At 41.1% G+C, this 11,896-nt stretch carries 11 protein-coding genes; 4 read left to right on the top strand and 7 right to left on the bottom strand.

Annotated features, from left to right (window positions below; genetic code table 11):
* Window positions 1-476: 476 nt before the first annotated feature.
* The 3 genes from ASV53_RS18805 to ASV53_RS18795 form a co-directional block, all read right to left on the bottom strand.
* A complete protein-coding gene (locus ASV53_RS18805; protein WP_141226276.1) occupies window positions 477-827 on the bottom strand; it encodes a hypothetical protein in 351 nt (116 codons plus the stop codon).
* A 327-nt stretch (window positions 828-1,154) separates the two neighbouring features.
* Complete coding sequence (locus ASV53_RS18800) at window positions 1,155-1,601, bottom strand: PAS domain-containing protein (protein WP_094958221.1); 447 nt, start codon at window positions 1,599-1,601, stop codon at window positions 1,155-1,157.
* A gap of 3 nt (window positions 1,602-1,604) precedes the next feature.
* On the bottom strand, window positions 1,605-2,612 hold the full coding sequence (locus tag ASV53_RS18795) for a response regulator (RefSeq protein WP_062689401.1): 1,008 nt from the start codon (window positions 2,610-2,612) through the stop codon (window positions 1,605-1,607).
* A gap of 593 nt (window positions 2,613-3,205) precedes the next feature.
* On the opposite strand from ASV53_RS18795, the gene ASV53_RS18790 reads away from it, so the two are divergent.
* Entirely contained in the window at window positions 3,206-4,678 is a 1,473-nt protein-coding gene (locus ASV53_RS18790) for an FAD-dependent oxidoreductase (RefSeq protein WP_094958224.1), read from the top strand.
* A gap of 338 nt (window positions 4,679-5,016) precedes the next feature.
* The gene (locus tag ASV53_RS18785; protein ID WP_062689399.1) at window positions 5,017-6,453 is read left to right on the top strand and encodes a basic amino acid/polyamine antiporter; all 1,437 of its coding nucleotides are present in this window, start codon (window positions 5,017-5,019) and stop codon (window positions 6,451-6,453) included.
* Between the two features lie 115 nt (window positions 6,454-6,568).
* Here the strand turns inward: ASV53_RS18785 and ASV53_RS18780 are convergent, their stop codons facing one another.
* Together ASV53_RS18780 and ASV53_RS18775 are read right to left on the bottom strand one after the other, a co-directional pair.
* Window positions 6,569-6,886 carry a cupin domain-containing protein gene (locus tag ASV53_RS18780; protein WP_094958220.1) on the bottom strand — a complete coding sequence of 106 codons (318 nt, stop codon included), beginning with the start codon at window positions 6,884-6,886 and terminating at the stop codon, window positions 6,569-6,571.
* Between the two features lie 120 nt (window positions 6,887-7,006).
* The gene (locus tag ASV53_RS18775; RefSeq protein WP_094958219.1) at window positions 7,007-7,693 is read right to left on the bottom strand and encodes an HlyD family secretion protein; all 687 of its coding nucleotides are present in this window, start codon (window positions 7,691-7,693) and stop codon (window positions 7,007-7,009) included.
* A 247-nt stretch (window positions 7,694-7,940) separates the two neighbouring features.
* On the opposite strand from ASV53_RS18775, the gene ASV53_RS18770 reads away from it, so the two are divergent.
* The gene (locus tag ASV53_RS18770) at window positions 7,941-8,444 is read left to right on the top strand and encodes a hypothetical protein (protein WP_094958218.1); all 504 of its coding nucleotides are present in this window, start codon (window positions 7,941-7,943) and stop codon (window positions 8,442-8,444) included.
* A gap of 27 nt (window positions 8,445-8,471) precedes the next feature.
* Here ASV53_RS18770 and ASV53_RS18765 read toward each other — a convergent pair whose 3' ends face one another.
* Window positions 8,472-9,524, bottom strand: a complete 1,053-nt coding sequence (locus ASV53_RS18765; protein WP_094958217.1) for a PTS sugar transporter subunit IIC — start codon at window positions 9,522-9,524, stop codon at window positions 8,472-8,474.
* Window positions 9,525-9,775: 251 nt separating this feature from the next.
* Between ASV53_RS18765 and ASV53_RS18760 the strand changes: the two genes are divergently transcribed.
* Complete coding sequence (locus ASV53_RS18760) at window positions 9,776-10,642, top strand: DNA ligase (protein WP_094958216.1); 867 nt, start codon at window positions 9,776-9,778, stop codon at window positions 10,640-10,642.
* Window positions 10,643-10,711: 69 nt separating this feature from the next.
* Here the strand turns inward: ASV53_RS18760 and ASV53_RS18755 are convergent, their stop codons facing one another.
* A complete protein-coding gene (locus ASV53_RS18755) occupies window positions 10,712-11,398 on the bottom strand; it encodes a VC0807 family protein (RefSeq protein WP_094958215.1) in 687 nt (228 codons plus the stop codon).
* Window positions 11,399-11,896 lie beyond the last annotated feature (498 nt).

Genomic DNA, 11,896 nt, shown 5'->3' with positions numbered 1-11,896 from the left:
GTAGGCTATTCGTCGGCAGCGTCTTATGTGTATAAGAGACAGTCTTTAAAATATTTCCGCTTCCCACATCCTCGACATTGATAAATAGTGCGTACACCAATTAAAGAACCAAATAACCCGATATTTGTTTAAAAAAACAAAAATCCATCGCAATGATTACAAATCATAATTGACCTCGCTTTTGTTGTGTTGCCATTTTTTGCTTCAAAAATGCATAGAAATACTTGCGATACTTCCCGTTGACCCCTTTGGGTTATGGGGTTTCTTTCCACTCTTTTCGTGATAGTGATGCATATCTGTTGATAACATCATTACTTAATAACTTTAATTGCGTTGGATATTTACTTATCTGTTTTCCACCGTCTTTCGCTTTCTTAACCTGCTGTTGTACGAAGACCGTCATAAGAGTGAGCAACACTATAAATATGCTTGATCCAATAAGGATACTAGCCAAAGATAGCTCTATACCCATAATATTAAAGCCATTTATCTCGAAGCACACCGCACATAATGTCTTTTGTCCACTCAGGAGAGCCATTGTCCAAACGCTTGAACTCTTTAAACTGTCCTTTCGTCACTTGTTTTTTAAACCACTTAGTTCGACCCGCCAGATCATATTTATCTGCAACTTTTAACTTAATGATTCCTTTTTCAATACTATTGATATCCTGCTTTATGGCGCAAGCCTCAATTTGACCAAATATCTTACCAATCTCTTGTGCTGATTTGGCTACCGCTGGCGCTGCAAATAATGATGCAATCACAACAGCAATAGTACTTGTCTTTTTCATGCCCATAACTATCCCTCTTTTATTAAATTGATCCATATAGCCTCAGTGGCTCTCTTAGCTTGAATTGGATGAAAGGAGATGCATCCCCCTTTGCTTCTTAACCATTAATCTCCAAACCACAATAAAGGATGCCGTCCTTTATTGTGGTAAAATCTTACATTAAGAAGTAAAGGAATGCTACATAGGATTGGCATATAGGAGGGTGATGTTCATCAATAACGAAAAATCGACACTGTTCGGGCAAAATAAAAGCCTGATATTTATGTTAAATATCAGGCTTTTATTAACGATAATGTAACCACTAAAAGGCATCAAACAGATTAGATATAAATGCTCTCATTTACATTTAATATTGCTTATTACCTAATTATTCGTAGTGGCGCCTTCAGCTATCGCTTCTGCCGTTGCATCTTCAACAGCTAAAAATAAGTAATCTACCGTTCCTTTAGGTGAGGTCATCGGGTTCAGCGTTACATTCTGGTACATGAAAGAGGCTTGCTGGGTAATTGGTCTTACATTTCGGCACTTAAACAAATAAGGGCGCTGACGCCATATTAAGAAACTACGGCAACCTAAGTTAAAAACAGGGCGCGATTTTGCCACAAACCACTCCTGAGGTATTTCAGGAAACACCTCAAACAATGTCTTACCAATCACTTCATGGGATTGTTTGCCACTATGGTGCACCATAAAGCCATTCCAAACGTGAATGGTATAGTCTCGATCAAGCACCACTAGGCCAAGATCGACATGTTGTACCATATCAACCATCCAGTGAAACTGTTCAAATTCAGCCGGTAACGACAGCATGCTTTAATCCTCATCCAGCAAGTAAGACAACTTGTTATCAAGCAATGGTAGTGATTCATCAACAAACATCAGTAACATGTCACATTTGATATTGGTGTTTTCAATACAGTAACTAACTTCAAACGTCATCGTGCGTCGCCAATTACCCGATGTTTGATCAATGAAAGAATCGACAGGTTGATGCTTTCCGAGCAAAACTGGGTGACTTTGGAAGAATTTAACTTCAGCCTGCTGCCCCAACCCTTTCAAAAAAGAGCCCACAAGAATGTTGCTCACATCCATTAATAGCTCTAACTCAACATCTTGTCCGCTACCTGCAGGATATTGCATCAGCTGCATGACTTCGCTAACACTAGAGTCACTTAATAAAACAAGTGCCTCCCCTGCAATACCTTCTCCACTAAACCCTTGGCATACTCCCGACATATTACTGTTACTGGCGAGGTGACGCATTGTCATGTGAAGTTCGCTCACTTCAAACACGTTCACGTTTGGTAGCGGTAAATTCACAAACACGTCGAAATGGCGCGCTAACGAATCAGCTGCGCGGCCAATCGCAACGTTGGCGACTTCAAGGTAAATATCACGGCGGCGTAATGCTGGAATAGCTGTACGCTGAAAAGGAGCATCAAAATCAAACTCTGCAGGAGGTGGCAGAAGATCTTGTAGCAGCGTTTTTATATATGCTTTGTCGACAGGTTTTTTGAGAAAATCGATCGCACCAAGGGCTTTTACACGTGATTGTGCCTGGGGCTGAATATCGCCAGAAACGACGATAACTTTGATGTCGATACCCTGTTCTTTAATCGCTTGTAACGTTTGATAACCATCCATTTCTGGCATGGTAAGATCAAGAAACATCAGCGAAAACTGTTTTTCTTGCAGCTGTTTTAATGCATCAAGGCCATTTACTGCAAATGTAACTTCGGCATTCAACGAACTTGGTAAAGCGCGCGCCATTTGCTTTCTGGCTAATGCGGAGTCATCACATATTAATACTGACGGTGTCATACTCGCTCCGATGCGCTTCTTGTTGCCGATATACGCCAACATGCAGTGTAATGCGAGTTTAGTTTCAACCTAACGAAGAGCTGTTAACATCCTTATTATTAGCATGCCGAACCCAATACAGTGCCTTCATCGCCATACCAAAGGTATCGGGATGATGTAACACAACTTTTCGCTATAGAACCTGCATATTGATACGCGTTTTGGTTTATGGAGCGCTTTTTTTGATTTATTTTAGTACGGCAATAATATCAGTAGATTGTTACTTGGTCTTGCTTAATTCCCACCAAAATGTGCTTTTCTCGTATTTTAAACGCACGCAATCCATTCTTGAATGTTAAGTTTGCTACTAAAACATACAATCCACGCTAAGGGGTCATCGCTTCATCCCTCATAGGAATAAGCATTATTTAAGTTCTCGGTATTTTGCTAGAAGCTGAGATCTTCATCGTGCAAAACATGCACAAAAAAGAACTATTTATCCGTCAATTTCGTATATAAAGGCAAACGATTACATTCTAACTATTTCATTACCTGCAATGGCTCAGTAGAATAGCGACTCGAATATTTCGGATTGATTGTTATTACCAATGATTATGAACAAAACAAATAGCACAAAAAAAACCTCTAAAGTTGGCATTGTCGGAGGCGGTGTTGCGGGCTCAACCATCGCTTTAAGACTCGCTGAAATTGGGGTTGAAGTGGTGTTATTTGAAGAAGGCGCATCCCTTGTCAATGGCCCTCCTATTTGCCACTTACACGCGGGTGGTAATTTATACCGTGAAATTTCTGATCAACAATGTGTGGACTTACTCAAACAATCAATCGATACACTGCGTGTTTTCCCCCACACAGCCAACATACGCCCAACGGTGATTGCGGTACCCAAACGAGATAAAGGTGAGCCCGATGCTCTTTTATCTCGGCTTGAATTACTGCGAAACACCTACCATTCTCTTATTGAGTCTGATGCTAATAATAAAGTCCTAGGTGAGCCAAGTGATTACTTTAAGCTCTATGACCAAGACACTTTAATAGAGCTTGCATCAAGAGATTTTCCTAGCACACCGTCATCACTTGATGATTGGATGATCCCTGTTGCTAAAAATCTCAATCTTGATGAATTCAAATACCCGCTTGTCTTAGTGCAAGAATATGGCTTGAGTGTCTTTCGTATAGCAGCAACCGCATCACTTGCTTTGTCACAAATGTCGCATTGTAAAGTGCTAACAACCGCTAAAGTGAACCACCTTGAGCAATGCGAATCGACATCGCAATGGAATGTTCATTATCAGCAATTTGATTCAACACTTGGTGATTGGGTTACAGGCTATGAACATGTTGATTATTTGATAAACGCATGCGGTTACAAAACAGGTACGCTTGATAATCTAGCAAAGCTACCTCGTGAACGAATGGTGGAATTTAAAGCGGCCTACGTTACGCATTGGGAACATAGCCAAGGTACATGGCCAGAGGTGATTTTCCACGGTGAGCGAGGTACCCCCAATGGTATGGCACAATTAACACCATACCCTGACGGTTATTTCCAATTACATGGCATGACAGAAGACATTACTCTATTTCCAAAAGGCTTAGTCAGTTCTACCGCTGCCAATGCACAGCCTGAATTGAGCGCACCTTTTATCAAGAAGTTAACACAGCATTGGCAACAAGATGAGGTTGATTTAAGAAGCGCACGAGCAATAAACCATATGGCGCAGTTTATTCCTGAGTTTTCGTCGGCAACGATCGGGGGTAAGCCTCTATTTGGTGCGCAACAGATTCCAGGGACAGATCCATCATTACGTGCCGTTGATATCAGTTTTGATGGTATCAATTATGCGAGGACTGAAATCGTGAAAGCATCATCAGCTCTTTCAGCTGCAGATGCCGTTGTCGATAAATTGCAAAAGCTCCAGTTAATTACCAATGATCAACACACTAGCCTTGAGTTAAGCTTCCCTATTACGCGAAGCCTAACATTAGAACAAGTGGAAAATTTTGCTGAACAACTTGCCGAACAGCGCCATTACCCATCAGCACTTGCTCGTCGTGTCGCTTTCTAAAATACCAATCTAATTATATGCCCAGACCTTCATTTATCTGGGCAGTATAAATATCTTCCAAAATACAACTATGCCGCGACAGAATTCTCATTAAATACAAACGCTAGAAAATAAAACCACATAAAGAGAGGTTTTATTCACCAATCCATCAGCTTCAAATTGATGTTTGTTCTGCAATCCTCTATCTTTACCCTTCATTTTCTCTAATGCGCAGCTTAATAGTCAGATATCACGATGCATTCATCTATATTCAGCTTTTGATTGGATATGAATAACTACGCGTTATCTTGTTTTTTGCTACTAGGCTTATAGCATCTTTAAAAAAGCTAAAAAATATAATGAATAATAAATTAGGACTAGGCGCACTCACCGCACTGGTTTTAAGCACTATGGTTGGCGCAGGTATTTTCAGTTTACCGCAAAATATGGCCGCAGGCGCAGGGCCAGGTGCTGTAATGATCGGGTGGCTGATAACGGGCATTGGCATGCTTGGTTTAGTCCGTGTTTTTTATAGCCTTTCAATCCGTAAACCCAATTTAGACGGCGGTGTCATTGCTTATGCACAAGCTGGTTTTGGGGATTTTCTTGGCTTTAATTCCGCATGGGGATTTTGGCTAAATACACTACTTGCTAATACTTCATATGCCGTTGTCGTATTCAGTGCGATTGGCTACTTTACTGACACACCTGACAACATTTTGTTTGGGTCAGGAAACACTTGGCAAGCCATGCTTGGTGCAACCATTTTAATTTGGTTGATGCATTTTTTAGTCACTCGAGGCATCAAAGAAGCAGCATTAGTCAATGTTGTTGTCACACTTGCCAAGTTAGTTCCACTCTGTGCCTTCCTCGCATTTGCTGTACTTGCTGCCAATGTTGATAAATTCAGTATGGACATATGGGCGCAGAACAATAGTGGCTTAGGTAATGTGATGGATCAAGTCCGCTATACCATGTCGATAACCCTTTGGGTATTCATTGGTATTGAAGGTGCTGTCGTGCTATCGGGTCGTGCCCAAAGCCGTAAAGCTATCGGACAAGCAACTATTATTGCCTTAGTCGTTGCACTTGTTTTGTATGTATCTGTAACACTTTTTGCTTTTGGTGTAATGACACAGCAAGAACTGGCAGCACTTAACAACCCATCTATGGCACACATCCTTGAGCATATTGTTGGCCCTTGGGGCGCATGGCTAATAAATATTGGTTTAATTGTTTCAGTATGTGGTGCGCTTTTAAGCTGGACGGTTGTAACGGCGGAAGCCCCTATGGTTGCAGCCAAGCAAGGGTTATTCCCTCGATGGTTTAGTCGTGAAAATAGCCACGGCGCTCCCATTGCTGCATTAACAGCTTCGACAATCGGTGTGCAAGCCTTCTTAATCATGACGTTATTTAGCGAAAGTACTTACTTAACACTCGTCAACATTGCAACTTCTTCAATCTTGATCCCTTACGGCCTATCTGCAGCGTACGGTTTACAAGTTGCATTGAAGAACAATTGCTATGAAGGTAGCCGTAGTGCACGCAATTGGGATTTGCTCGCAAGTAGTATCGCAACGTTATACGGTACATGGTTAATTTATGCCGCTGGCTTGGATTACTTATTACTCGTGGCGCTCCTTTACTTTCCGGGGTTGCTTGTTATGTTTTGGACACGTAAAGAGCGAAATCAGGCTTTACTCAACAGTAAAAAAGAGTGGTTCGGCGCTATAGTCATTACTGTGATGGCAAGTTCAGCCATTACTTTGTTAGCCAGTGGCACATTGAATATTTAGGTGCATTAAATATTTAATACTAATACTGAATTAAACAAAAAAGGCTTAATCAATCATCGTAATAACGAGCATTGAGTAAGCCTTTCTTTAGCGCTATAAGTAGCCTAACACACGGCTAATAGAAGACAGCTAACCAAACCGTTTCCTGACTTGGGTCAGTCCAAGTGACGCGGTGACGTTGGTGTGCTGGGATATTGATGTACTCACCTTCTTGTAAGTTCACTTCATTCATATCCGTTTCAAATAACAGCTTGGCTTGACCCTTTATGACCATCACCCATTCGTTTTCATCCTGATCATACCAATCGCCACTCGGCGTGATGTGACCTTTCGAGACGATGCGTTCAATACGCACATTGGGGGCTTTTACAATATCGTTAAAAAATTCATCAGGTAGCTCGCTTGGTATATCAGCAAAGATGCTATTTTTCATATTTATCCCAATAATCCATATGGCATAAAATATGGTACAAAACCACAATCACACCTTCATTAATAAAAGGCAGGGGCCCCCACCTTTTAATTGAATGTCGCGTTTATAGATATTTCATGGTTATTCAGGCAGTGATATCTCAATCTTACGATTGAGTATTTCTAATTCACTATTTAAGGCACTGAGCTTAGCCTGTTCACCCTCTACGATATCAAGCTTAGCTTCGTACTTGGTACAATCCGCTTCTGATACCCAATCCCAGCTTGTTCCGCTTTTAAACTCATCACAAGCTTTCTTCGATTCTTTCGCTACTGCTTGTGCTTTTTTAACATCAGCGGCAGCACTATCTATTTGTTTTTGAAGTTTTAACTGCTGCTGATACAACTCTTTCGAGTTATCAAGAACAACTTTTTGTTTCTCAGCTGTCACTTTTAACGCCACCACTTTTGTATCCAGCTTTTTCTGAGAAACAGTCATTTTCTTTTGCTGTTTTTTCAGCTGGGCTAGTTTAGCTTCAAAATCTTTTTTCTGTTGTTCCAATTGGGTCTCTGCCGTGTTTAAGTCTGCGCTATATTGCTTCTTATCCAATGACGACTGTGTCTCCAACTGGGTATAACGCACGTCAAGTTGCGTGTATTTCTCTTTCCATTGCTGATTTTCGTCAATGGCTATTTGGTATTGATCCTGCGTAGGGCGATCTTGGCGCTGCCATACCGCCGTTGATAAAATAAAGCCTATTGCAGATCCGACGAATGCAGCTATAACCAAAGATGATGTTGTGCTTCCATTTTGCATTTTTGAGGGCATCGTTACCTTCCTCACATTAAAGCCAGCGTTGTTACTAATCATATCAGCTAGATAGCGATATATGTCAGCACAGTATCAATTATATTTACTGCACTTTTATGAATTTCACCTGTCCAAATATTAAGACAAGTTCTTACTGTAGGTGAATCCAGCCTCTAAGACATCTGTCTCAACCACAGCTAGCTACATTCAAGTCAAGAAGACACATTATTGTACGCGATAATTTCAACGCTCAAGGAGGCAAGTAATGGTTACCCCACTTTTATTCCTAACCGTATCCGCATTTTCAACACCATTACTTGAGAATTCGAGTTACCATCAACAAGGCAATACCTGCTTTCTTACTGTGAATGAAGAACGCAACCAGCAAAACATTGTACTGCTTTTAAGCCTCTCAGCTAGCGAGGAAGCCGCCGTTACTGTTTTTCATCGCCAAGCGTTTGAGGACAAGAGTGCAGGCCTACTACGTCAATCAACCACACAACTTGATAACTGGTATGCAAACCAAGATTACCCTGTTGATCATAGGCTCTATAAAGAAGTTGATAACATGGCTATCTATGCGACAACCCTGTCACCACCAAATGACAATGCCACCGCATTTATTAAAGAGTTCAAAGCGCGGGGAAATAAAACACGGCTAGATATGGATGGAATGAACACATACTTGTTCTTTGTCGCGGATAAAGCACAAGCGGATGCTTTTTATCAATGTGGGATATCGGTAAAAAGCTTGGCTGCTATCCAGTAACAGCAGCCAATTAGGTGAACCGTCAGACTATTTGCTTGATAGGTTTAGGGTTAGATCGCCAGCTTTGATCCAACCGATTTTACGCATTGCTTCTGCAATTACTAATGTGATTACCGCAGGGGCAAGAAAGTGCATGATAAAGATTGCTTTATATATATCACCATCAGCTAAACCTACACCTTCCATTGCTATATACGTTTGAATTTGGCCGACAAAGCCAGATGTACCCATACCAGCACCAAGTGGTGTGTTTTCCATCGTAAATAGTAACGTAGATACAGGACCGAGAATGGCAGAGGTAATAATAGGCGGCCACCATATCTTAGGATTACGGATAATATTGGGCATTTGAAGCATAGATGTTCCTATACCTTGAGCCGCAAGCCCTGCCCAACGGTTTTCTCTAAAACTCATTACGGCAAAACCCACCATTTGTGCACAACACCCTACCGTCGCAGCACCCGCAGCTAAACCATTTAAGCTAAGCATGATCGCAATAGCTGCACTACTAATAGGTAGCGTTAATGCCATCCCCATTAGCACAGCAACAACCGCCCCCATTAATAATGGCTGTAACGTTGTTGCTGATATGATGATATTACCTAAACCATCCATTAATTCGCCAACATGCGGCCCAACCCAACTACCTACTAAGACACCTATAGTCACAGTAACGGCAGGCGTTACCAAAATGTCGACCTTAGTTTCATTCGCCACTAACTTTCCACACTCAGTTGCAGCAACGGCTGCGATATAAGCACCAACAGGCCCTCCCATCGCGGCACCCGCGGCACCCGCGGTAGTAGCCGAGAAAAGTACTAATGGTGGAGCTTTTAACGCATACGCAATAGCGACACCTATCGCAGGTCCTGTCATCTGCTTAGCTATGGGCCATAATGTTTCGGATAAAATTGGAATGCCAAACTTAATACCAATCGTATTAAGAATTGAGCCAATAAGGAGTGATGAGAATAATCCTAGAGCCATAAAGCTCATGACATGAATAAAATAATTTCGGAAGGTGAATTCAATATTTTTCTTTTTTAAAAATACTTGAATACCTTGTTTTGTTACTTGCATAGTCAACCTGTCTTTCCTAACTCTGTAACTGTTAGTTTTTCTTATTGTGTGATCCCCATTCGGCAGGCGATTCTAACGCAGCTTAGCTTGAATACCAATTTCATTGTGTTTTGCTCCAATTTATACTCATTTTGATTAGGCGGAGAAATAAAAAAGCAACCCATATTCCACTATGAGCATAAAAAAACATGTTCAAGTAAATTTCCACTAGCATGATAGGTATCTATTGGCTATCACGGCTTGAGACAGATATGAAGATAACCCCTATCACTCTCGCGTTAACACTCTCATTTCCTATATGGGCTAACAATTCAGCCCCATCCATTATGCAAGCCAATGATTTACTCCTGACAACAGTACAAAATAAGCTCAGTTTAGATGCCGCTATTAATGAGTACCTAATCAGTGAGAAGTTAGATGGCATTCGCGCATTTTGGGATGGCAAAGGATTCGTTACTCGCTCTGGTAATAAGCTAAATGCACCAGATTGGTTTACACAGCATTTTCCTACCATTCCACTAGATGGTGAGCTATGGGCTGGGCGTGGTGGTTTTCAGCACGTCGCTAGAACCGTGCTTGATACACAGCCTGATGATGATTCATGGCTAAGCGTTAGCTTTATGGTGTACGACACGCCAACACCGAATATGGCATTCTCACAACGTTACGATATGCTGCATGAATCGATCACCGCACTTAATCATCCCCATATTCAAGTCATTGAGCAATTTAAAGTCAAAGACCTCAATGAGCTAGAGAAAGCCTTAGATGAAACAACAGATGCTGGTGGTGAAGGTTTGATGATTCATCACGAAGATAACCTTTACCAACTTGGTCGAAGTGAACAACTCTTAAAATTAAAACACTACCAAGATGCCGAGGCTAAAGTCGTCGGCTACGAAGAGGGGAAAGGGAAGTATACGGGAATGATGGGCGCAATTTGGGTCGTCACATCAGATAATATCAAGTTCAAAATAGGCACTGGCTTTAAAGATACTGAACGTCAGTCCCCACCCAAAATAGGCAGTACAGTAAACTTTCGCTACAACGGCCTTACTGATAGCGGCATCCCTCGGTTTGCTCGCTATGTTAGAGTCCGAAATAATCCTGATATTTAAAAACAAAAAAGCGCCTTCTGGCGCTTTTTTCATTCATATGGCCCACCCTAAATAAGGTTTACCAAATAATTACTGTGTTTTGAAAATTTGTGCCGCTTCAAGCTGTGTCATGCTGCGGATCTGACGCCAAACAAAATAGAAAATCCCCATCATCATGACCATAGATGGAATCGCAATCATTGGATAACTCAGTAACGTCATGCGACCAAGTTCTTCATTAAAAGCAGCAGTACCCGATGGGCTGGTTACAATCCACGTTGCTAACACGTAATTCATGATTGATGAAAATACAAACGTACTTGCAAACAAGTAATTAGACTTCATTAGGCAACGTTCAAAATCAGCTTGCTGACCATTTTGCGTTAAGCGCTGATTGATCTCAGCAAGATTCAATACTGTATCGTTGAAGATCATCTTCTTCACAACGGGAAACTTTGTGAAAGTTGAGATGAAAACACCCACACCAATTAAACCTGGGATCAAAGCCTCTTTAACAGCTAACCACTTAGTGTCCAATTCAAGTAAGCCTATACCACCTGTTAGCATCACACTTACAAAACCAAGTAGCGATATAAAGTTAAATTTACGAAAGCGTATTAGTTCGTAGCCACCAAATGCCAATGGGAAAGCTAGAGCTATGACTAATGCACCAATGGAACCTAGGTGCTCATCACCACTGAGCTTCATCAAGATCCCTGATGGGATCACGACATTAAACACAATCTCTAAAAATGGATTCGATTTTTTCTCTGTCATAGTGCCTTACAAACGTTATCTGATATCAATGCGCGCCTATTGTTTCTTGATTTTAGCACCCTGTAAAGCCTGAGTACGTTACAAAGCGTTAAGCCGCGTATACCTACTACTTATAAACATAGCAGATACGTGCTAAGCGCCTAATTTCAGTCATTAACTAACATATATTGTGATCGGCTCGACATTATTCAAAGAAATCATATAAATTCACCACACTCTTTCAGTGGCAGTTTATGCATTATTGACGAATCAAAAGTATATAATGACCTTACTATTAATTACATTTACTCATTAACGTGGATAATTAATCGTTACTGGCTTCATCTGTTATTTTCAACGTTATTGCTAGTACTATGATAGTTAGAGTTTTATCACATTTCATCATGCTATTTTTCCTTATTCTACCCCCACATTAAGGCGGTAAATATTTCAGCCACTTAATGATTATTCTACGACCCGATATAAATAGCCTGGTTTCACCAGAGTTAATTTCTGTCT

This window comes from Photobacterium sanguinicancri, assembly GCF_002265265.1.
Lineage (GTDB): Bacteria > Pseudomonadota > Gammaproteobacteria > Enterobacterales > Vibrionaceae > Photobacterium > Photobacterium sanguinicancri.
Note: the sequence above shows the minus strand (reverse complement) of the source record. Positions and strands in the feature narration are given on the sequence as shown.

Bases quoted from the DNA above. Each gene is read 5' to 3' on its own strand.
- ASV53_RS18805 (WP_141226276.1), bottom strand. From the start codon at position 827: ATGGATCAATTTAATAAAAGAGGGATAGTTATGGGCATGAAAAAGACA.
- ASV53_RS18800 (WP_094958221.1), bottom strand. From the start codon at position 1,601: ATGCTGTCGTTACCGGCTGAATTTGAACAGTTTCACTGGATGGTTGAT.
- ASV53_RS18795 (WP_062689401.1), bottom strand. From the start codon at position 2,612: ATGACACCGTCAGTATTAATATGTGATGACTCCGCATTAGCCAGAAAG.
- ASV53_RS18790 (WP_094958224.1), top strand. From the start codon at position 3,206: ATGAACAAAACAAATAGCACAAAAAAAACCTCTAAAGTTGGCATTGTC.
- ASV53_RS18785 (WP_062689399.1), top strand. From the start codon at position 5,017: ATGAATAATAAATTAGGACTAGGCGCACTCACCGCACTGGTTTTAAGC.
- ASV53_RS18780 (WP_094958220.1), bottom strand. From the start codon at position 6,886: ATGAAAAATAGCATCTTTGCTGATATACCAAGCGAGCTACCTGATGAA.
- ASV53_RS18775 (WP_094958219.1), bottom strand. From the start codon at position 7,693: ATGCCCTCAAAAATGCAAAATGGAAGCACAACATCATCTTTGGTTATA.
- ASV53_RS18770 (WP_094958218.1), top strand. From the start codon at position 7,941: ATGGTTACCCCACTTTTATTCCTAACCGTATCCGCATTTTCAACACCA.
- ASV53_RS18765 (WP_094958217.1), bottom strand. From the start codon at position 9,524: ATGCAAGTAACAAAACAAGGTATTCAAGTATTTTTAAAAAAGAAAAAT.
- ASV53_RS18760 (WP_094958216.1), top strand. From the start codon at position 9,776: ATGAAGATAACCCCTATCACTCTCGCGTTAACACTCTCATTTCCTATA.
- ASV53_RS18755 (WP_094958215.1), bottom strand. From the start codon at position 11,398: ATGACAGAGAAAAAATCGAATCCATTTTTAGAGATTGTGTTTAATGTC.